The organism is Rhodococcus sp. Leaf247, from assembly GCF_001426185.1.
Classification (GTDB): domain Bacteria; phylum Actinomycetota; class Actinomycetes; order Mycobacteriales; family Mycobacteriaceae; genus Rhodococcoides.
The window spans coordinates 60,985-81,375 of sequence record NZ_LMRP01000003.1 but is presented as its reverse complement, the minus strand read 5'-3'; the positions used below and the strand labels follow the sequence as shown (position 1 = coordinate 81,375).

Annotated in this window: 19 protein-coding genes; 7 read left to right on the top strand and 12 right to left on the bottom strand. The window is 67.7% G+C overall.

The window, feature by feature from the left end; genetic code table 11:
• Positions 1-5 precede the first annotated feature (5 nt).
• The 3 genes from ASG64_RS15670 to mqo form a co-directional block, all read right to left on the bottom strand.
• Positions 6-1,910: a VWA domain-containing protein gene (locus ASG64_RS15670; protein WP_156388437.1), complete on the bottom strand. Its 1,905-nt coding sequence runs from the start codon at positions 1,908-1,910 to the stop codon at positions 6-8.
• A 191-nt stretch (positions 1,911-2,101) separates the two neighbouring features.
• Positions 2,102-2,587, bottom strand: coding sequence for a GNAT family N-acetyltransferase (locus tag ASG64_RS15665; protein ID WP_056074520.1), 486 nt, complete (start codon positions 2,585-2,587; stop codon positions 2,102-2,104).
• Between the two features lie 12 nt (positions 2,588-2,599).
• Positions 2,600-4,195, bottom strand: a complete 1,596-nt coding sequence (mqo, locus tag ASG64_RS15660; RefSeq protein ID WP_082518545.1) for a malate dehydrogenase (quinone) — start codon at positions 4,193-4,195, stop codon at positions 2,600-2,602.
• A 79-nt stretch (positions 4,196-4,274) separates the two neighbouring features.
• Here mqo and ASG64_RS15655 point away from each other — a divergent pair, with 79 nt between their 5' ends.
• The 5 genes from ASG64_RS15655 (at position 4,275) to ASG64_RS15635 (ending at position 8,986) form a co-directional block, all read left to right on the top strand.
• Positions 4,275-5,318 carry an alpha/beta hydrolase gene (locus tag ASG64_RS15655; RefSeq protein ID WP_056074518.1) on the top strand — a complete coding sequence of 348 codons (1,044 nt, stop codon included), beginning with the start codon at positions 4,275-4,277 and terminating at the stop codon, positions 5,316-5,318.
• Positions 5,315-6,703 (top strand): mycothione reductase, encoded by a 1,389-nt coding sequence (mtr, locus tag ASG64_RS15650; protein ID WP_056074516.1) that lies wholly within the window; start codon positions 5,315-5,317, stop codon positions 6,701-6,703. The genes ASG64_RS15655 and mtr overlap by 4 nt, the downstream gene beginning before the upstream one ends.
• Positions 6,675-7,538 (top strand): RCC1 domain-containing protein, encoded by an 864-nt coding sequence (locus ASG64_RS15645; protein WP_056074514.1) that lies wholly within the window; start codon positions 6,675-6,677, stop codon positions 7,536-7,538. Before mtr ends, ASG64_RS15645 begins: the two co-directional genes overlap by 29 nt.
• 81 nt (positions 7,539-7,619) lie before the next feature.
• Entirely contained in the window at positions 7,620-8,693 is a 1,074-nt protein-coding gene (locus ASG64_RS15640; protein ID WP_156388436.1) for a hypothetical protein, read from the top strand.
• A gap of 74 nt (positions 8,694-8,767) precedes the next feature.
• Positions 8,768-8,986, top strand: a complete 219-nt coding sequence (locus ASG64_RS15635) for an HNH endonuclease signature motif containing protein (protein ID WP_056074510.1) — start codon at positions 8,768-8,770, stop codon at positions 8,984-8,986.
• A gap of 1 nt (position 8,987) precedes the next feature.
• Here the strand turns inward: ASG64_RS15635 and ASG64_RS15630 are convergent, their stop codons facing one another.
• From ASG64_RS15630 to dxr, 8 genes are all read right to left on the bottom strand, one after another.
• Positions 8,988-9,527, bottom strand: coding sequence for an alpha/beta fold hydrolase (locus ASG64_RS15630; protein ID WP_056074508.1), 540 nt, complete (start codon positions 9,525-9,527; stop codon positions 8,988-8,990).
• 42 nt (positions 9,528-9,569) lie between these two features.
• Positions 9,570-11,090 (bottom strand): cobyric acid synthase, encoded by a 1,521-nt coding sequence (locus ASG64_RS15625; protein ID WP_056074506.1) that lies wholly within the window; start codon positions 11,088-11,090, stop codon positions 9,570-9,572.
• Positions 11,087-11,944 (bottom strand): type I methionyl aminopeptidase, encoded by an 858-nt coding sequence (map, locus tag ASG64_RS15620; protein ID WP_042572553.1) that lies wholly within the window; start codon positions 11,942-11,944, stop codon positions 11,087-11,089. The genes ASG64_RS15625 and map overlap by 4 nt, the downstream gene beginning before the upstream one ends.
• Positions 11,945-11,974: 30 nt before the next feature.
• Positions 11,975-13,783 carry a penicillin-binding transpeptidase domain-containing protein gene (locus tag ASG64_RS15615; RefSeq protein ID WP_082518544.1) on the bottom strand — a complete coding sequence of 603 codons (1,809 nt, stop codon included), beginning with the start codon at positions 13,781-13,783 and terminating at the stop codon, positions 11,975-11,977.
• 32 nt (positions 13,784-13,815) lie between these two features.
• On the bottom strand, positions 13,816-14,649 hold the full coding sequence (locus tag ASG64_RS15610) for a GNAT family N-acetyltransferase (RefSeq protein ID WP_042572552.1): 834 nt from the start codon (positions 14,647-14,649) through the stop codon (positions 13,816-13,818).
• A gap of 56 nt (positions 14,650-14,705) precedes the next feature.
• A complete protein-coding gene (gene ispG, locus ASG64_RS15605) occupies positions 14,706-15,845 on the bottom strand; it encodes a flavodoxin-dependent (E)-4-hydroxy-3-methylbut-2-enyl-diphosphate synthase (protein WP_042572551.1) in 1,140 nt (379 codons plus the stop codon).
• A gap of 74 nt (positions 15,846-15,919) precedes the next feature.
• A complete protein-coding gene (locus tag ASG64_RS15600; RefSeq protein WP_042572550.1) occupies positions 15,920-17,131 on the bottom strand; it encodes a M50 family metallopeptidase in 1,212 nt (403 codons plus the stop codon).
• Positions 17,132-17,139: 8 nt separating this feature from the next.
• Positions 17,140-18,276 (bottom strand): 1-deoxy-D-xylulose-5-phosphate reductoisomerase, encoded by a 1,137-nt coding sequence (gene dxr / locus ASG64_RS15595; RefSeq protein ID WP_056075048.1) that lies wholly within the window; start codon positions 18,274-18,276, stop codon positions 17,140-17,142.
• Between the two features lie 96 nt (positions 18,277-18,372).
• Here dxr and ASG64_RS15590 point away from each other — a divergent pair, with 96 nt between their 5' ends.
• Positions 18,373-18,897: a DUF1990 family protein gene (locus ASG64_RS15590; RefSeq protein WP_056074503.1), complete on the top strand. Its 525-nt coding sequence runs from the start codon at positions 18,373-18,375 to the stop codon at positions 18,895-18,897.
• Between the two features lie 88 nt (positions 18,898-18,985).
• Positions 18,986-19,264, top strand: a complete 279-nt coding sequence (locus ASG64_RS15585; protein WP_442971158.1) for a DUF2631 domain-containing protein — start codon at positions 18,986-18,988, stop codon at positions 19,262-19,264.
• Position 19,265: 1 nt separating this feature from the next.
• Here the strand turns inward: ASG64_RS15585 and rlmN are convergent, their stop codons facing one another.
• Positions 19,266-20,378, bottom strand: coding sequence for a 23S rRNA (adenine(2503)-C(2))-methyltransferase RlmN (gene rlmN / locus ASG64_RS15580; RefSeq protein WP_042572548.1), 1,113 nt, complete (start codon positions 20,376-20,378; stop codon positions 19,266-19,268).
• Positions 20,379-20,391: the final 13 nt, after the last annotated feature.

Genomic DNA, 20,391 nt, shown 5'->3' with positions numbered 1-20,391 from the left:
TCTCCTCACGCCGCCGCGCGGACGACGCCTGCCACACCGGCCGACGACAGTTCCGGCAGCGAGATGTAGGTGCCGCGGAGGGCCGTCGCGAGGTCCCGAGCGAGACGGAGCCGGATCATGCCCGACTCGCAGTCGACGACGACGGAGGCCACCTTGTCCTTGGCCAGCAAGGACGCCGCATAGCGGGCGCGGCCGACCGGGTCGGGTCCGCCGGTCGCGCGACCGTCGGTGAGGGTGACCACCAGAGCGCGTCGTCCCGGCTCTCGGATGCGTTCACGCGCGATGACGTCGCGGGTCGCGAGGAACCCGGATGCGAGCGGCGTCTTCCCTCCGGTGCGGACGCCGTTCAGTCGGGTGACTGCCACGTCCACCGATCGAGTGGGCGGGAGAACGAGTTCGGCGTCACTGCCGCGGACCGACACGACGGCCACGCGGTCGCGGCGACGGTAGGCGTCGCGCAACAACGAGACGACGGCGCCGGTGACGGCGGACAGCCGATCGCGTGCAGCCATCGACCCGGACGCGTCGAGGACGAAAACGATCAGATTGCCTTCTCGCCCTTCGCGTTCCACTCCTCGCAGATCGCTGCCGGCGATCGTGAGACGCCCCGCCGATCCCCCGCGTCGCTCCGCGGCTCGTAACAGCGTCTGGACGAGATGCAGTGAGCCGCCGGTGAAATCGGTGCCTCGCACGACTCGGCCCGACGAGACCCGGGCGCGGGAACGTCGGCCGGGAGCTCCCTCACCGACCCCGTCGATCTGCAGCAGACGCGCGTCGAATCCGTCGCCGGCGTCGGCGGTGCCCGAGTTACCGGAGCCTGCCGGAGCCGGCTCCTGTCCGCTGTCCGATGTGCTCGTCCGGTCAGCGCTCGCGTCGTCGTCGGGTGTCGAGGACGACGGTTCGGCGGAGGGCGGCTCGGGAGCGCCTCCACCGTCCGGGTCGGGATCGGGTTCGGGTTCGTTGTCACGGACATCGTCGGCCGCGCGTTGCATCGCGTCGTCGAGTTCGTTCTCCGCCATCCCGGGTGCGTCGAACGGATCGCGGCGGCGACGGTGTGGAAGGGCCAGTTCGACGGCGACACGGACGTCGTCCTCGGTGACCGAGTCCGCTCCACGCCACGCGGCGTGGGCGGTGGCCGTCCGAGCGACGACGAGGTCCCCGCGCATGCCGTCCACGTCGAAGGCCGCACACACGGCTGCGATGCGGCGCAGTTCGGTGTCGGGCAGATCGACGTCGGGGAGTCGCTGTCCCGCTTCCGCGATGCGACGTGCGATGTCCGCATCGGCGTCGGCGTAGGTCCGGGCGAAGTTCTCGGCGTCGCGCTCGTAGTCCAACCGGCGACGCACCACGGTCATGCGGGTGTCCACGTCACGGGAGGCCGCGACGTCGACGGCGAGACCGAAGCGGTCGAGCAGCTGCGGCCGCAGCTCCCCCTCCTCCGGGTTCATGGTGCCGACGAGGACGAAACGCGACGCGTAGGAGTGGGAGATGCCGTCGCGCTCGACGTGGACGCGGCCCATGGCGGCGGCATCGAGGAGCAGATCGACGAGGTGGTCGTGCAGGAGATTGACCTCGTCGACATAGAGAATCCCTCGGTCTGCCGCCGCGAGGAGTCCGGGTGTGAACGCGCGCGTGCCGTCCTGGACGATGCGCTCGAAGTCGATCGATCCGACCACCCGGTCCTCGGTGGCACCGACGGGGAGTTCGACCAGCCGTGCCGGCCGCGCACCGGACTGGTCGACGACAGGGGGCAGCAGAGCGGTCAGCGCGCGCACCGCGGTGGACTTCGCGGTGCCCTTCTCCCCACGCACCAGAACACCACCGATGCCGGGGTGTACGGCGCTGAGGGCGAGCGCGAGGAGCAGTCGGTCCTGACCGACGATGGCAGAGAACGGAAATCCGGGATTCAACGAGTGTCCTGTTCGACCTCGGTGACCGCGCCGAGGAATCGAGACGATGCAGCGTGTGGTCTTCTCACGCAGCGTTGTCGCGAGCACCCGGCGATCTGGCTTCGTGGGTCGGAGGACTCACGTCACAGTGGCGGGACCGCGCCCGAATCTCACGGGCTTCTCCGGCAGTGCTCGCGGTGGATCGGCGTGGGTCAGGCCTTGTCGCCCTCGCTCCACGGAGTTCCGCCGCCGCGTCGCATGGGCGTGTGCGGAATACCGTCCTCGAGAACTTCCTCGCCGTCGGGCGCGAAACCGTGCTTGGCGTACATGTCCACGAGGTAGCTCTGCGCGTTGATCCGGCAGGGCGAGGATCCGACCTCGGCCAGCGCGGCGCGCAGGATTCGTGTGGTGTGACCCTGTCCGCGCGAGGACCGGTGCGTGCACAACCGGCCGATACGGAACGACTTCTCGCCGTCGTCGTGCTCCTCGAGCAGGCGCAGCGTGCAGACCACGTTGCCGTCCCGCTCGAGCCAGAAGTGCCGTGTGTCGGAGAGAAGATCCTTACCGTCGAGTTCCGGGTAGGCACAGGCCTGTTCCACCACGAACACCTCGACGCGAAGCTTGAGAAGTTCGTAGAGGGTCTCGTTCGACAGGTCGAGTGCCCAGGATCGCTTGAGTGTTGCAGTCGCCGTCGTCATCTGGTTTTGGTATCACACCGTGCCGGAGTGCGCGACCTGCCGACCACCGGTGGTGGTCGTGTCGAGCTGCAGGACTCGGGTGGTGTGCGACCAGATCTCGTCGAACAGACGCGAATTCTCGGCGAGCTTGGTGCCCAACGACGGCACCATGTCCTTGAGAATCGGCTCCCACGAGGCGTAGCGGTCGGAGAAGCAACGCTGCAGGACGTCGAGCATGGCCGGGACGGCAGTCGAGGCGCCCGGAGACGCACCGAGCAGTCCCGCGATCGTTCCGTCGCCCGCATTGATGACAGCGGTGCCGAATTCCAGGACGCCGCCGCGGCCCTTACGACGGATCACCTGGACGCGCTGTCCCGCGGTGACCATCTCGAAGTCCTTGCCCTGCGCCGACGGCATGAACTCGCGCAGCGTCTCCACGCGATCCGTCTCGGACTGCAGCAGCTCGGTGACCAGGTACTTGGTCAGCGCCATCTCGGTGACTCCGACGCCGAGCATCGAGAACAGGTTGTTGGGCTTGACCGAGTTGATCAGATCGGTCATCTTGCCCTGCTTGAGGAACTTGGGCGACCAGCCCGCGTACGGCCCGAACAGCAGGCCGGGCTTGCCGCCGATGACGCGCGTGTCGAGGTGCGGAACCGACATGGGCGGTGCACCCACCGACGCTTTGCCGTACACCTTGGCCGAATGCTGCGCGACGAGTTCCGGGTTGGTGCATCGCAGCCACTCACCGCTGACGGGGAACCCGCCGAAGCCCTTGGCCTCGGAGATGCCCGACTTCTGCAGCAGATGCAGCGCGCCGCCGCCGGCGCCGACGAAGACGAACTTCGTGACGATCTTGCGCGTGACGCCCGTGCGGCCGTTGTAGACCTTGACCGTCCAGGTTCCGTCCGAGTTCTTGGACAGGTCGCGGACCTCGTGGCCGAAGTTGACCGACGCACCCTCGGTGGCCAGGTGGTTGAGCAGCTGCTTGGTCAGGGCGCCGAAGTCGACGTCGGTGCCACCCTCCGACCAGTTGAGGGCGATGGGGTCGCTGTAGTCGCGGCCGGCAGCCATCAGCGGGAGACGACGTGCGAACTCGTCCTTGTCGTCGATGTACTCCATACCGGGGAACAACGGGTTGCCGGACAGCGCGTCGTAGCGCGCCCGGAGATACTTCACGTTGTCCTCGCCGTGGACGAAGCTCACGTGCGGGATGGGGTTGATGAAGTTCTTCGGGTCGGCGAGAACGCCGGCCTCGATGGCGTGCGACCACCACTGGCGCGAGACCTGGAACTGCTCGTTGACGTTCAGCGCCTTCGCGATGTCGACGGTGCCGTCCTTGTTCTGCGGCGTGTAGTTCAGCTCGCACAGGGCGGAGTGGCCGGTGCCCGCGTTGTTCCAGGGGTCACTGCTCTCGGCGGCGGCGGCGTCCAGACGCTCGAAGATCGAGATGGACCACGTCGGCTCGACCTGGCGCAAGAGGGTGCCGAGCGTGGCGCTCATGATGCCCGCACCGATCAGGACGACGTCGGTCCTCTCCGTTCGAGAGGACCCGGACTGCTGGTTCTGATCGTGTTCGCCCACTGCTAGATCGACTTCCTTCGTCCATCGATGCCCCGAACGGAGCATCGTGCGGATGGTTCATCACGCGCTGTGTACCCGATTGTGCCCCTCGCCACCGCTGCGACAAGCCCATTACTGTGTGAGTGTGACTACATGGGAGCCCGACGTACTCGGTGACGAATACGAGCAACTGACCATACCGCTCGGCTCCGACCCCGACGGCGAGGGAGATGTCCGGGCGACCCTGGTCCGCCTGACCCGCTCGGTGACCGGCCCGACGGCGCCGACCAGAGCGGTTCTCTACGTTCACGGCTTCACCGACTACTTCTTCCAGCGACACCTGGCCGAGCACTTCGCCGACCTGGGATACGCGTTCTACGCGCTCGACCTCCGCAAGTGCGGCCGGTCGATCGGGGCGAACCAGTCGCCGCACTTCATCTCCGATCTCGCCCTCTACGACACCGAACTCGACCGCGCGCTGACGATCGTGCGCGACGAGACCGGAGCGGACGTTCTGATGGCGGCGCACTCCACCGGCGGACTCATCGTCCCGCTGTGGTTGGACCGCCTCGAACGCACTCGCGGAGGTGCGGTGAACGCGGGTGTGACCGGTCTGATCCTGAACAGTCCGTGGTTCGACCTCCAGGGTCCGCCGGCCGTCCGCAGCATCGGCACCGTCGCCATCGACCTGATCGGCCGCGTCGCGCCGAAGCGCTCGCTCCCCGGCGACGGACTGGACACCTACGGGTTGTCGATCAGCTCCGGCGGCAACGGCGACTGGGACTACGACCTGTCGTGGAAGCCGCTGGCCGGGTTCCCGATCAAGCTCGGATGGATCCGAGCCGTGCGCCGCGGACACGCCACCTTGCACAGGGGCCTCGACATCGGTGTGCCGTCGCTGATCCTGCGGAGCAAGGTCACCCGGTTCTCGAAGACCTACATTCCCGACGTGGACGCCGCCGACGCGGTCCTCGACGTCCGCCAGATCGCCCGGTGGGCAGGATGTCTCGGCAACCGCACGACCATCGTGCCCATCGAGGGCGCCCGCCACGACGTGTTCCTGTCGACGACCGACCCTCTCGCGCGCGCATTCGCCGAGATGGACGACTGGCTGCGTCAACGCCGTGACGGGCACCTCGAGGCCGCGCCGTCCGGCGGCGACCACGCAGAACTGGCGACAGGCTCGTGACGACGGAGCAGCACTTCGACCTCGCCATCATCGGATCCGGTTCCGCCAACACCATTCTCGACGAGCGCTTCGACGGACTGTCCGTGGCCATGTTCGAGGAGTCGATCTTCGGCGGCACCTGCATCAACGTCGGGTGCATCCCGACCAAGATGTTCGTCTACGCGGCCGAGGTAGCTCGCGCGATCACCACCGCGTCGAAGTACGGCATCGATGCGCACATCGACAAGGTGCGGTGGACGGACATCGTCGACCGCGTCTTCGGCCGCATCGACCCCATCGCCGAGGGAGGCGAGAAGTATCGGCGCGAGGGCAGCGCCAACGTGACGCTCTTCAGCAGTCACGCGACGTTCGTCGGCCCGAGGCGCATCGACACCGGCGACGGGCGCATCATCACCGCGGACCGCGTGGTCGTCGCCAGTGGATCACGCGCCACGGTGCCGGATTTCATCACCGAGAGCGGGGTGCCGTTCCACACCAACAACGACATCATGCGTCTGCCCTCACTGCCCGAGCATCTGATCGTCCTGGGATCCGGATACATCGCTGCCGAGTTCGCACACGTGTTCTCCGCGTTGGGTTCTCGGGTCACGATGCTGGCCCGCAAGGAACGGCTGCTTCGGAAGTCCGACGCCGCGATCTCGCAGCAGTTCACGGACCTCGCGCAGAAGAAGTGGGACGTCCGGCTCGGTGTCGACGCCACCGCGGTCCGCCGGGACGGAGACGACGTCGTCGTCACGCTCTCGGACGGCGCGGAGGTTCGGGGTGACGCACTTCTGGTCGCCATCGGACGCGCACCCAACAGCGATCTCATCGGGGCAGCCGAGGCCGGTATCGACGTGCATCCCGACGGCCGCATCGTCGTGGACGAGTTCGGCCGGACGACGGCGGAGGGGGTCTTCGCGCTCGGCGACGTGTCGTCGCCGTATCAGCTCAAACACGTCGCCAACGCCGAGGCGCGGGTCGTTCAGGAGAACGTCCTGAAGACCTCGTGGACCGACACCACCGGATGGTCGAGGTTCGACCACCGATACGTTCCGTCCGCTGTCTTCACCGATCCCATGATCGCGGAGGTCGGCCTCACGGAACAGGAAGCGCGCGACCAGGGATACGACGTTGCCGTCAAGGTCCAGAAGTACGCCGACGTGGCGTACGGCTGGGCGATGGAGGACGACGAGGGTCTGTGCAAGATCGTCGCCGATCGTGCGACTCGAAAGATCCTGGGCGCTCACATCATCGGCGAGCAGGCACCGACCGTGATCCAGCCGTTGATCCAGGCGATCACGTTCGGTCAGACGGTCGACGAGGTCGCTCGCGGCCAGTACTGGATCCACCCGGCCCTTCCCGAGGTCGTCGAGAATGCCCTCCTCGGACTCGATCTGGACTGACGAGACGTCCCCGCCCACTGTCCTCGCTGCGGGCCGCCGACATTCCGTCGGAGTGCGCGCCGACGGCTCGGTGGTGGGCGCGGGCGATCTGTCCCAGCACCGCCTCGAGCACTGGACCGACGTCGTCGCGGTGGCCGCGGGAAACGTGCACACGGCGCGCAACACCGGTCGGTCGCACACCGTGGGCGTCCGGTCCGACGGCTCGGTCGTCGCGACAGGGTGGGATGCCCACGGCCAGTGCGACGTCGCCGACTGGTCCGACGTCGTCGGAGTGGCGGCCGGGTGGAGACGCACCCTCGGAGTGCGTGCCGACGGCACCGTGCTCGCCGTCGGTCGCCGCACCGAGGGCGGCTGCGCGGTCTCCTCGTGGGCGGATGTCGTCGCCGTGGCCGCCGGTGACTGGCATTCGGTCGGACTTCTCTCCGACGGCACCGTGACAGCCGTCGGGAACAACCAGCGAGGCCAGTGCGCCGTCGAGGGGTGGTGCGGCGTCAGGGCGGTTTCCGCCGGCTACCTGCACTCCGCCGCTCTGCATGATGACGGACACGTATCGATCGCCGGCGACCATTCCTCGGACGTGTCGGGCTGGTCGGGCGTCGTGGGCATCTCGGCCGGGAGCAGCCACACGGTCGGCCTGCTCGAGAACGGTCGCGTCGTCGCGGCCGGTGACGACAGTCGCGGACAGTGCGACGTCGGACCGTGGCGGGACATCGTTGCGATTGCTGCGGGCTCGGCGCACACCCTCGGCCTGCGCGCGGACGGCACCGTGGTGGCTGCAGGCGACCACGGCGACGGCCGGTGCGACGTCGGGATGTGGCAACTCGCGCCACACTGATTCGTGTCGGTGGGGTGAGTTACTGTGTGGTCAGGTCGTCGGGGGGCGGCTTGATCGGGCATCACCGGGGGGGGTGAATTCGTGTACGACGCAACAGTTTCCGTCGATGTGCTGGTGTCGGCGAAGGTCGACGCCCAAGCCTCGTTCGCCCGTACCGTCGCCGCGTCGTGCTCCTACATCCACTTGGAATCCCGGCGTCCCGCGGTGCTCGGGCCGGGTGGAGTGTTCGACGCCGATGCCGCCGAGGCGTGCGCTGTCGCCGAGGTCGCGTCGGCATTGTCGGTGTCCACCGGGACGGTCACCGAGTGGCTGTTCCTGATTCGTACGGCCCGTCCGGCGGTGCAGGAAGCGTTCGATGCGGGCCGGTTGGCGTACGCAGCGTTCCGCACGGTGTGCCGATCCCTTGCCGGGGTCCCGAACGCCACCGAAGCGCTGCTGCAACGGGTGATCGTTGCCGCATCCCGGTGCACCCCGGGTGCGGTCGCGGCGGCGATCGACCGGATCCTCGCCGACTTCGACGCCGAGTGGCACCGCATCGTCCGGGAGCGGGCGGCGCTGGAGCGCGCGGCGACAGTACGCAAACTGCCGCGCGGTCAGGCGGAGCTGATCATCCGCGGTCCGGCGGAGAAGGTCGCCGGCATGTGGCGGAACATCGCCGCTGCCGCGCGTGGGGTGACGGATCCGACGTCGCTGCCGGCGCGGCTGTTCGACGCCGCGCACGCACTCCTGACCGGGGCCGTGTCGAATGAACCGGCCAACCATGCCGTGATCGTCCTCGACGCCGCAACCGCAGCCGGGTTGGCGGGGGAACCCGGCCACCTCGTCGGCTGGGGACCGGTCCCGGCCGATGTGGCCCGGAGAATTGCCGAAGATGCGACGTGGCAAGCACTCATCACCGCCGCGCAGGACAGCGAACACCACCCACCCGACCCGGAACCCGATCCACCGGCTCCGGTCGACGGCAGGGAAGTTCGCCGCACCCGCCACATGCCGCCGGGCTGGACCCCGACCACGGGGAAACTGGGAAGCACGAAAGCCAGGAAGGTGAGAGAGCAGGTCGAGTACCTCCGCACGCTCCCACCATCAGCATTGGACCGTGCCGTCGACAACCCCGACGGCCACGGGGTTTCGTCGCGCCTCCGGACGGGGCGCTGACCTACCGGCCGTCGGAGGCGACCGCAGCGGTGGTGACAGCGCTGTATCCGACGTGCGTCCACCCCGGGTGTGCGGTGCCCAGCGAGGACTGCGACCTCGACCACGTCGTCCCGTTCGACCACACCGACCCACAGAAGGGCGGCTGGACCGTCACCGGCAACCTCGAACCCCTCTGCCGCCGGCACCACGGATTGAAGACCCGCAGACAGTGGCACTACCGCATGCTCCGCGACGGCATCGTCCACATCCGCGACTCCCACGGCAACGACTACCTCACCGCACCCGGCGAATGAGTCACCAGGCGCTGGTACGCATCACGATCTCCGTCGCCAGTGCGGCTGCAGCGGCGTCGGGGTCGGCAGCGTCGAGCGTGATCACGCGGTAGTCACCGTAGACGTACCGGCTGCTCGCGGACGCGTCGTCACGGAAGGTGGGGTCGGCGACGACCATCGTGGTTCTCAGTTCCACTGCGGGGCAACTTTCGCCGCGTGTAGCCGGGTGCCCACGGTCGATGACGACGAGGCTCGACACTCGACCGAACGTCCGCGCTGCGAGAGACCATGCGCGGTCCGCGCCCGCTCCCCTCCCGACCAGATTGACCCAGGGAAGTCCGAGCTTGTCGAGCAGTGCGATCAGATCCGTATCCGACGGGTCCGCACCCGGTTCGAGGACCACGGTGCGCAGATCCGACGTGGTCAGCCGGGCTGCCGTGTCGTCGAAGGAGTCGGCAGCGTCGTCGGTGGCGGGAAGCAGAAGGACGGCGTGACCGCTGTCCGGCCCGTCGAGTCGCACGACGAGATCACCCGAGGGCAGTGTGACGGTCTGCTGCTGCATGGGGATGGACGCTACCCGAACGCTGACACCGGCTCGACACGTTCACCGCACCTCCAGGGTCCGCAGTGACGGCGGAGCACCCTCCGCCACGAGCGACAGGACCGCCTCGATGTCGAGCGAGTTCTCGACCAGGTCGGCGAGTAGGTCCACCTGGGCGTTGCGCATCGCGTCGACGTCCGTGTCGGGAGCTACGACGAAGCCGCGGCGGCCTGCCTGATCCGCGACGTTCGTGAGATAGGCACGGCGGAAGTCGTCGTTCTCCAGCAACCCGTGCCAATGCGTACCGCGAACACTCCCCCGGACACTCCCCTCGGGCTCGTCGTCGCCGCCGGTGAACCAGGACGCGTCGCCGGTGCGGACGACCCGACCATGGTGGATCTCGTAGCCGCGCAGCACCTTTCCATCGAGCGAACCGGTGACCTGCGCCAACACCTTGTCCGCGCCGAATTCGATGTCGAGGTCCAACAGCCCGAGCCCCGCGACGACGCCCGCATCGGACTCCACCGAGTCGGTCACGGTTCGGCCCAGCATCTGATAACCACCGCAGATTCCGAGGACCGGCGCACCGCGCTCGGCGCGGCGCGCGAGTTCGTCGGCGATACCGGTGCGGCGCAACCAGTCCAGATCGTGCACCGTCGCTTTCGATCCCGGGACGACCACGAGGTCCGCATCGGTGAGCCGGGACGGATCGGTGGCCCAGTGCACGGTGACACCCGGCTCACAGGCCAGAGCCTCCACATCCGTGGAATTCGAGATACGCGGCAAGCGGATGGCCGCCACGCGCAGCCACTGCGATCCGAGAGGGGCGGCAGGTCGTCCGAGCGGCGCATCGGCCACCGTCCCCAAGGAGTCCTCGGCGTCGAGCCACAGACCCTCGCTGAACGGGATGACTCCCAATGTGGGCCGACCTGTTCGCTCTGCCAGCGTGTCCAGACCTGGTTGCAGCAAGGAGGGGTCCCCCCGGAACTTGTTCACCACGAAGCCTGAGATCAGCGCCTGATCCTCGGGTTCGAGTACTGCGAGCGTCCCGAAGAAATGCGCCAGTACACCGCCACGGTCGATGTCGCCCACCACGATCACCGGGAGGTCGGCCGCGCGCGCGAGACCCATGTTGGCAAGGTCCGTGACACGGAGGTTGATCTCGGCCGGAGATCCCGCACCCTCACAGACGACGACATCGAAATCGTCACGCAGCGACCGCAGTTCGTCCGCGACGACGGTCCGTAACCGGTCGCGGTGCGTCATGTAGTCGGCCGCCCCGACAGTGCCGGTGGCTCGGCCACGCACCACCAGCTGCGAGGTCCTGTCGCCACCGGGCTTGAGAAGTATCGGGTTGAATCGAACACTGGGTTCCAGTCCGCATGCTCTGGCCTGAAGTGCCTGCGCCCGCCCGATCTCACCTCCGTCGAGAGTGACGACGGAATTGTTCGACATGTTCTGCGCCTTGAAGGGCGCGACCCGCACCCCGCGCCGCGCGAGCAGTCTGCACAGGCCGGCCACGACGACACTCTTGCCGGCATCGGAGGTGGTTCCGGCGACGAGGATGGCGCCGCGAACGGTCAAGGGAGGGTGAGAATCTCAGCGCCCGTGTCGGTGACGACGAGGGTGTGCTCGAACTGCGCCGTCCACGACCGATCGCGCGTGACGACGGTCCAGCCGTCGTTCCACTGATCCCACTCCACACCGCCGAGATTGATCATCGGCTCGATGGTGAAGACCATGCCCGGCTCGAGGACCGTCTCGACGGACGGCTCGTCGTAGTGCAGCACGACGAGGCCGTTGTGGAAGGTGGTGCCGATGCCGTGCCCGGTGAAGTCACGGACCACGCCGTATCCGAAGCGGTCGGCGTACGCCTCGATCACTCGGCCGACGACGTTGAGCGCGCGACCCGGCTTGACCGCCTTGATGGCGCGCATCGTGGCCTCGTGGGTGCGCTCGACGAGCAGTCGGGCCTCATCCGAGACGTTGCCCGCGAGGAACGTGGCATTGGTGTCCCCGTGCACGCCGTCGATGTATGCGGTGACGTCGATGTTGACGATGTCCCCGTCCTGCACCACCGTCGAATCCGGGATGCCGTGGCAGATGACCTCGTTCAGCGACGTGCAGCAGGACTTGGGAAAACCCTTGTAGCCCAGCGTCGACGGATACGCGCCGTGGTCGATCATGTACTCGTGCGCGACGCGGTCGAGCTCGTCCGTCGTGACTCCGGGAGCGACGGCCTTTCCCGCTTCCTGCAGAGCGCGAGCGGCGATACGACTGGCGAGCCGCATCTTCTCGATGGTCTCGGCCGTCTGCACCCACGGCTCGTGACCCTCGCGGACGGTCTTCTTCCACGCGTACTCGGGACGCTCGATGTTCTTGGGAACATCGAGAACGGGTGAGACGGTGCCGGGTTCGAGAGCGGTGCGGACGGACATGGCTCCCAGCGTAGTCGCCGCCGGTCGCGGTCAGTATCCGGCGGGCAGGGCGGTGATCATGTCGCGAGTCACCGCGACGGCGTTGTCGGAACTGCCGCCGCGCACCACCAGTGTCGCGAACGCGAGATCGCCGCGATAGCCGACAAACCAGGCATGGGACCCGCCCTCGACCTCTGCTTCGCCCGTCTTGCCGTACACCTCGCCCTGGTCGGCGATGCGCTCGGCGGTACCGCTGGTGACCACGGATCGCATCATGCCGCGGAGCCCGTCGACCATGGCCGGCTCGATCTGCGGATGGTCACCGTCGATCGTGGTCTCCTCCCCCTGGATCAGGGTGGGAACCGGGGTGGAGCCGTGTGCGACGGTGGCCGCGGCGAGCGCCATGCCGAACGTCGACACCAGCACCTTGCCCTGGCCGAAGCCGTCCTCGGTCCGCTGGACCAATTCCTCGGCCGGCGGCACCGATCCCGACTCGGTGGGGAGCCCGACCACGCCGTACTCCGGCCCGATCCCGAACATCGACGCGGCGTCGGTCAACGCACCGGCCGACATCTCGCTGGCCAGCTTGGCGAAGGAGGTGTTGCACGACCTGGTGAACGCGGTGCTCATCGACACGTTCCCCAGCGAGAACTCGTTGTAGTTGGGCACACTGCGCTCGCCGATGACGATGCGGCCGGGACACGGCACCGTCGTCTCCGGCGTTGCGATGCCTTCCTCGATCGCGGCACCCGCGGTGACGATCTTGAAGGTCGATCCCGGCGGGTAGAGGCCCGTGGACGCGACCGGGCCGTCCTTGTCGGCGGCCGCGTTCTGCGCGACTGCGAGGATGTCTCCGGTCGACGGCTGGATCACCACCATCATCGCCTGGTCGCGCGAGACGTTCACGGCATTCTGTGCGGCGACCTGCACCGGACGGTCGAGACTGATGCTGATGGACGGGACCGGCTGCGGGGCCGTCTCGGTCAGGATCCCGGTGTCCGCGCCGTTCGTGTTCACGGCGACCACGCTCCACCCGGCAGCGCCGTCCACGCGGTCCATCACCGTCTTCTTCACCTGGCTCACCAGGTCGGGCGCGAAGGTGCGATCGGTGGACACCAGGTCGGACTGCTCCGACACCGTGACACCCGACAACGCGAGCAGTCCCGGTGCCACCGCCTCGTAGTCCTCGTCCCTCAGCGTGACGACGCGATAGGGACCCGGTGACGCGGTCGCCGATTCCACGATGGACTGGGCGGTGATCGAAGCGTCGAACGGAGCGAGGATACGTTCGAGCGTCCGGGCGCTGCCGACGACGTCGGTCGCCTCCGATGCATCGAACGAGACACCATGCACGACACCGGGAACGAGAACGTCCGAGCCGGCGTGCTCGTTCACCCTGGCGCGCTCCGCGGCGGTGGATCGCAGAACCATCGACTGGGTGTCTCCGAGCTTCGGGTGCAGATCCGTCGAGTTCCAGCGGACCACCCAGTCGCCGCCGCGACGCCCCATCTGCAGTGCGCCGTCGTAGGTCCAGGTGCGGTCCTTCGGCAGATGCCACGTGTAGGTGTAGTCGACGGTCGCAGTATCGCCGTTGACGGACACGGCCCCCGTCTGCGCGTCGAGCGACTCGGCCTGCAGTCCGTCCCATGCCTTGTCGACGGCGGACGCCGCAAGATCGGCCCTGTCCGTCACCTGCCCGGCAGCCGCACTGTCACGCTGAGCGAGCGCTGCGACGAAGGTGTCGGCGGCGGACTCCGGTCCCTGCGGCTTGGGGGTACACGCGGTTGCCGACACCACCGTCGTCGTCGCGACGACTGCGAGAAGTACGCGGGTGATTCGGCTGTGCGTTCGGAAGATCATCGATACTCATCGTAGAGCGGCGAGCTCTCGTTCTAGTCGAGCAACACCGTGGAGAACGTCGCTACTCGTTCGAAACCGACACGCTCGTAGGCCCGTCGCGCCGGCACGTTGAAGCTGTTGACGTAGAGGCTGGCTGTCCTGCCACTGTCCACCACGGCCGCGGCGACGGTGGCGGTGCCGGACGTCCCCAGCCCGCGACCGCGGAACAGTGGATGCACCCAGACACCCTGGATCTGTCCGACCGACGTGGACATCGATCCGACCTCCGCCTTGAAGATGACGCGCCCGTCCTCGAACCGAGCCCAGGCGCGCCCGGCGGCGATGAGCCCGGCGATCCGACGCCGGTATCCACGTCCACCGTCTCCGGCTCGGGGGTCGACGCCGACTTCCTCGATGAACATGGCTACAGCGGCGGTGAGGTAGACGTCGAGCTCGTCGATCGTGACGCGTCGGACGTGGACGTCGACGGCGGTGGGAATAGTCGTCAGCGCCAGCAGTGGCTGCTCGGCGCGGACCTCGCGAGGCGTACCCCACTCGCCGGACAGCATGTCCCACAACGGGAGTGTCAGCTCGGCGCGGCCGACGAGGGACGAACACACCCGAGGTGCCCGGAGAGCGCGCTCGGCGAAACTCCGGAGATCGTCGTACGTCCCGAACAACGGCACCAGATTGGCCCCGGAGAAGCACAGCGAGGACGCCGGACCGCCCCGCGACCACATTTCGCCGTAATTGGTCCGGGGTTCGATCCCGGCTTCCTCGACGCGTGCGAGAACCATGCACGACGCGACGGGATCACGACGCAGAACACGAACGACCTCGTTCGTGTCCCGGCTCGTCAGCGCCTTCGCGCCGAGCAGTTTGAGCATCCCGCCACCTCCGTGACCCTGAACTTTGCCAGCAAAAGCGGTTCCGTAGGACCGAATCAGCTGACGGACACCACGGGTGCGCCCGGTCCCGCCTGCTGATCGGCCTCGTACGTCTCGGCGATACGCATGGCTTCCTCGATCAGGGTTTCCACGATCATCGCTTCCGGCACGGTCTTGATGACCTCGCCCTTGACGAAGATCTGGCCCTTGCCATTTCCCGACGCCACTCCGAGATCGGCATCACGCGCTTCGCCCGGTCCATTGACGACGCATCCCATGACGGCGACGCGCAGCGGGATGTCCATGCCTTCGAGTCCGGCGGTGACCTGATCGGCGAGGGAGTACACGTCGACCTGAGCACGGCCACACGACGGGCAGGACACGATCTCGAGCTTGCGCGGGCGCAGGTTCAGGGACTGCAGGATCTGCGTTCCCACCTTGATCTCCTCGTTCGGCGGAGCCGAGAGGGACACACGGATGGTGTCGCCGATGCCGTCGGCGAGCAGCGATCCGAAGGCGACAGCGGACTTGATGGTTCCCTGGAACGCCGGGCCGGCTTCGGTGACGCCGAGGTGCAGCGGGTAGTCGCACTTGGCGGCGAGCTGGCGGTATGCCTCGACCATGATCACCGGGTCGTTGTGCTTGACGGAGATCTTGATGTCGCCGAAGCCGTGCTCCTCGAACAGACCGGCTTCCCACAGGGCCGACTCGACGAGCGCCTCCGGAGTCGCCTTGCCGTACTTCTGCATGAGCCGCGGGTCGAGAGATCCGGCGTTGACGCCGATCCGGATCGGGATACCGGCGTCACCGGCCGCTTTCGCGACCTCCTTGACTCGGCCGTCGAACTCCTTGATGTTGCCGGGGTTGACGCGGACGGCGGCGCATCCTGCGTCGATCGCGGCGAAGATGTAGCGCGGCTGGAAGTGGATGTCCGCGATCACCGGGATCTGCGACTTGCGCGCGATGGTCGCGAGCGCGTCCGCATCTTCCTGCCGAGGGCAGGCCACACGCACGATGTCGCAGCCCGAGGCAGTGAGCTCGGCGATCTGCTGCAGCGTGGCATCGATGTCGTGAGTCTTGGTCGTCGTCATCGACTGCACCGAGATCGGCGAGTCGCTTCCGACGCCGACAGTTCCTACCTGCAGCTGGCGGGTCTTCCGTCGCGGTGTGAGCACCGGTACGGGTCCGGCCGGCATGCCCAGTCCAACGGTCACTTCGTTCCTTTCGTCGTCTGACGGCAACTACTGCCGTCTGACATGCACCACTGTAGTTACTGGAACAGCTGGATGGGATTGACGATGTCCGCGGTGAGGGTGAGCAGCATGAATGCACCACCGATGACGATGACCACGTAGGTCAGCGGCATCAGCTTCATGTAGTTCACCGGCGCACCCTTGCCCAACCCGCGCACCGCCCTGATCTTGTTGCGGATGCCCTCGTAGATCGTCACCGCGATGTGACCGCCGTCGAGAGGCAGCAGGGGCAACAGGTTGAACGCGCCGAGGAAGAAGTTCAGCGTCGCCAACAGACTGACGAACACCTGCCACAATCCCAGTTCGGCGGCCTGACCACCGATGACACTGGCCCCGACGACGCTGACCGGAGTGTCGGCGTCGCGTTCACCGCCGGTGACGGCCGTCCACAGCGCGCCGACCTTGCTGGGCAGATCGACGATCGCGTGGGCTGTCTGCCCGGCGATGAAGCCCGTGTACGAGACCGCGCCCGGCACGGCCGACAGCGCGTTGTAGTCGATGGTCAGGGGCGTGCGGGCCACACCGATCGCGCCGGTGGTGCGCAGTTCCAGGGGCCCGTCGGCCGAATTGTCGAGCGCGAAGAGACGCTCGGTCCGCTGAACCGTGACAGGAAGCGTGAGCGTGTCGTCGCCGCGCTGGACGGTGACGTCGACGGACCCGGTCGCGCCCTGGATCTTGTCGACTACGTCGGCGAACGTCGCCGTGTCGTCGCCGTTCACCGCGGTGATGACGTCACCGGCCCGAATGCCGGCGTCACCTGCCGGTCCGAGACCGGAGCAGGAATCGAACGTTCTGTCCTCGTTCTGCGCCGCGACGCACTGGACCCCGGCCACCGTCGCCGACGTGTCCCGGTTGGGCAGACCCCACCCGAGCGCGAGCGTGTAGACGAGAACGAAGGCCAGCACGAAGTTCATCGCGATGCCGCCGAACATGACGGCCAGACGCTTCCACGTCTTCTGCTTGTACATCGCACGATCGACCTCGTCGGGCGCGAGTTCGTCCACTGCCGTCATGCCGGCGATATCGCAGAAGCCGCCTGCCGGAACGGCTTTGAGACCGTACTCGGTCTCACCGCGCGTCCAGGAGAAGATCTTCGGCCCGAAGCCGATGTAGTACCGCCGGACCTTCATGCCGGTGGCCTTGGCCACCCACATGTGACCGCACTCGTGCAGTGCAATGGAGATGCCGATGCAGATCGCGAATGCGACGACACCGAGAACGAACACCATCTTGTCGTTCAGCCTTTCGATCGCGCGAGCGTGCGGGCGCTGTCACGGGCCCACGAGTCCGCCGCCAGAACATCGTCCACGGTAGACGGTTCCGCCGACCATTCGGCGGATCCGGCATCGACCACCTCGGCGACGACGTCGACGATCTGTGGGAAGCGCAGCGCGCCCGCGAGGAAGGCTTCCGCGGCGATCTCGTTCGAGGCGTTGTAGACGGCCGTCATGCAGCCACCCAGCTCACCGGCACGACGCGCGAGTGCGACGGCCGGAAACACGGCGTCGTCGAGGGGTTCGAAGTCCCACGTGTGTGATCGCGTGAAGTCCAGGGCCGCCGCGGCGTCGGCGATGCGGGCGGGCCAGCCGAGCGCCAACGCGATGGGCAGCTTCATGTCCGGGGGGCTGGCCTGGGCGAGCGTCGAGCCGTCGGTGAACGTCACCATCGAGTGGACGATCGACTGCGGGTGCACCGTGACGTCGATGCGGTCGTACGGGATCCCGAACAGCAGGTGCGCCTCGATCACCTCGAGGCCCTTGTTCACCAGCGTCGCGGAGTTCAGGGTATTCATCGGGCCCATGGACCAGGTGGGGTGCTTGCCCGCCTGGTCGGGGGTGACGGACTCCAGACCCTCGCGGTCCCACCCGCGGAACGGGCCGCCCGATGCCGTGACGACCAGCCGTGCCACCTCGTCCGCGCGGCCTCCGCGGAGGCACTGCGCCACCGCGGAGTGCTCGGAGTCGACGGGGACGATCTGACCGGGCGCCGCAGCGGAGGTCACCAACGACCCGCCCGCCACCAGGGACTCCTTGTTGGCCAACGCCAGCCGGGCGCCCGATTCGAGGGCCGCCAGTGTCGGCGGCAGACCCAGCGAGCCGACGAGGGCGTTGAGGACGACGTCGGCACCCACCTCGCGGACCAGGTCGGTCGCGGCGGTGGCGCCGGACCGGACACCGGGACGGTCGAGCCGTCTCGCCGCATCGACATCGGCCACCGCGACCTCGGTGACGCCGGTCGCGTCGATCTGTCGTCGCAGGAGGTCGATGTTGCCGCCGCCGGCCGCGAGTCCGACGACCGTGAACTTGTCGGGGCGTGCTGCCATCACCTCGAGCGCCTGGGTACCGATCGATCCCGTGCTGCCCAGAACGAGCACCCTCGTCTTCGCGTCCGTCACCAGGACAGTGTGAACGACCGCGCTGAGAGGAACGTGTGCGGGCGCAGTCGCTCCCCTCCGTGCCAGGATGGCGTGATGCCGTTCCTTCCGTCCGCGGACCCCGACACCTACATCGGAACCCCGTTCACGTACTCGGAGGTCGGCGGAACGGCGCGCGAGGTGATGCCCGCCGGCTACCACCATGTCGATGTCGAGGAACCGATCGGTACCGGCGTCGACCTGTTCGAACGAGCCGCCGCGAAGATCCTGGCCTGGGACATGCACCGCGGTGCAGGCCTCACGGTTCGGGCGACCTCGCCGAGGGCCGTCGTCGACGCCGTGGTGGTGTTGCGACTCGGTCCGGTCCGCATCCCCTGCAGAGTCGTCGATCTGATCGACGAACCGCATCGCCGCGGATTCGCCTACGGAACGCTCCCCGGACACCCCGAGAGCGGCGAGGAGAGCTTCTCGGTGCGCCGAGATGTCGAGACCGACACCGTGTACGCCGTCATCCGCGCCTTCTCCAGGCCGGGAAATCGACTGGTCGCCCTGGGCGGCCCGCTCAACCGGGCCACCCAGCGCATCGCCACCGGGCGTTACGTGGCGGCGTTGAAGGATTGACGCCATCCCCTACGACAGGCGGTCGTACCGCGCGCTAGGGTGACGTCACCATCTGCACCAGGATCACAGAGCATCAGGAGGATCGGCCGTGACCGACATCAGCCGGAACCACGCTTCCGACGTCGACCGCGTTCCCACGACGAACGTGAGCACCGCCGAAGTTCCGTCCGCCGAATGGGGATGGAGCGGCGAGGGCCCCCGCACGTCCCGTATCGCCGGCTGGGTGACCGTCGCGATGCTTCTCGTGATGATCATCGGCAATCACAGCGGACGCGTCGAGGACCTGTGGCTGATCGGCTTCGCCGCCGCCATCGCGTTCATCCTCGTCCGCGACGTCCTGCGTCGACGCAAGCCCCGCCACTCCTGAGTCAGTTCTCCGCGGCCAACTGACCGCAGGCAGCTGCGATCTCCTGGCCGCGCGTGTCGCGCACGGTGCAGGAGACTCCCTGCGCGCGCACCCGCCGCACGAACTCCTGCTCGACCGGCTTCGGGCTGGCATCCCACTCGCTGCCCGGTGTCGGGTTCAGCGGGATCAGGTTGACGTGCACCAACGCGCCGAGTGCCTTCTTCAGCTTCTTGGCGAGCAGGTCGGCACGCCACGGCTGATCGTTGATGTCGCGGATCAACGCGTATTCGATCGAGACTCGACGGCCCGTGGTGTCCGCGTAGTACCGCGCAGCGTCGAGCACCTCGGAGATCGACCAGCGGTTGTTGACCGGTACCAACGTGTCGCGCAGTTCGTCGTCCGGGCAGTGCAGCGACACGGCGAGCGTGACGGTCAGGCCCTCGTCGGCGAGCTTGCGAATGGCCGGCGCGAGGCCCACCGTCGACACGGTCACCGAACGCTGGGACAGCCCCAATCCTTCGGGCGCAGGTGAGACGATCCGCTTCACCGCTGCGACGACCCGCTTGTAGTTGGCCAGCGGCTCCCCCATGCCCATGAACACGACGTTCGACAGGCGTCCCTCGCCGCCTTCGACGGCCCCGTCCCGAAGGTCGGCTGCGGCGGACCGCACCTGGTCGACGATCTCCGCCGTCGACAGGTTGCGCTGCAGTCCCGCCTGGCCGGTAGCGCAGAACGGACACGCCATCCCGCACCCCGCCTGGCTCGAGATGCACAACGTCGCACGGTCGGGGTAGCGCATCAGAACCGACTCCAGCAGCGTGCCGTCACCGGCCTTCCACAGCGTCTTCCTCGTGTCGCCTCCGTCGCACGCGATGTGCTTGATCGGGGTCAGGAGGGTCGGGAAGAGTGCCTCGCCCACCTTCTCGCGTACCGACGCCGGCAGATCGGTCATCTTCGCCGGGTCCGCCTCGAGGCGCGAGTAGTACTGACGGGCCAGCTGATCCGCTCGGAATGCCGGCAGGCCCAGGGCCACGACAGCGGCACGACGCTGGTCGGCGTCGAGGTCCGCGAGATGCTTCGCGGGCATGCCGCGACGGGGAGCGTCGAATACGAGAGGGAGAGCGATGGGTGCCATAGTGCCTCCATTG

What these genes read in the sequence shown, in the direction of transcription:
- ASG64_RS15630 (WP_056074508.1), bottom strand. Translation starts at nt 9,527, where the DNA reads ATGCAGCAGCAGACCGTCACACTGCCCTCGGGTGATCTCGTCGTGCGA.
- map (WP_042572553.1), bottom strand. Translation starts at nt 11,944, where the DNA reads ATGTCCGTCCGCACCGCTCTCGAACCCGGCACCGTCTCACCCGTTCTC.
- ASG64_RS15600 (WP_042572550.1), bottom strand. Translation starts at nt 17,131, where the DNA reads ATGGTGTTCGTTCTCGGTGTCGTCGCATTCGCGATCTGCATCGGCATC.
- ispG (WP_042572551.1), bottom strand. Translation starts at nt 15,845, where the DNA reads ATGCCGGCCGGACCCGTACCGGTGCTCACACCGCGACGGAAGACCCGC.
- ASG64_RS15645 (WP_056074514.1), top strand. Translation starts at nt 6,675, where the DNA reads ATGCCCTCCTCGGACTCGATCTGGACTGACGAGACGTCCCCGCCCACT.
- ASG64_RS15610 (WP_042572552.1), bottom strand. Translation starts at nt 14,649, where the DNA reads ATGCTCAAACTGCTCGGCGCGAAGGCGCTGACGAGCCGGGACACGAAC.
- ASG64_RS15665 (WP_056074520.1), bottom strand. Translation starts at nt 2,587, where the DNA reads ATGACGACGGCGACTGCAACACTCAAGCGATCCTGGGCACTCGACCTG.
- ASG64_RS15615 (WP_082518544.1), bottom strand. Translation starts at nt 13,783, where the DNA reads ATGATCTTCCGAACGCACAGCCGAATCACCCGCGTACTTCTCGCAGTC.
- rlmN (WP_042572548.1), bottom strand. Translation starts at nt 20,378, where the DNA reads ATGGCACCCATCGCTCTCCCTCTCGTATTCGACGCTCCCCGTCGCGGC.
- mqo (WP_082518545.1), bottom strand. Translation starts at nt 4,195, where the DNA reads ATGCTCCGTTCGGGGCATCGATGGACGAAGGAAGTCGATCTAGCAGTG.
- ASG64_RS15590 (WP_056074503.1), top strand. Translation starts at nt 18,373, where the DNA reads ATGCCGTTCCTTCCGTCCGCGGACCCCGACACCTACATCGGAACCCCG.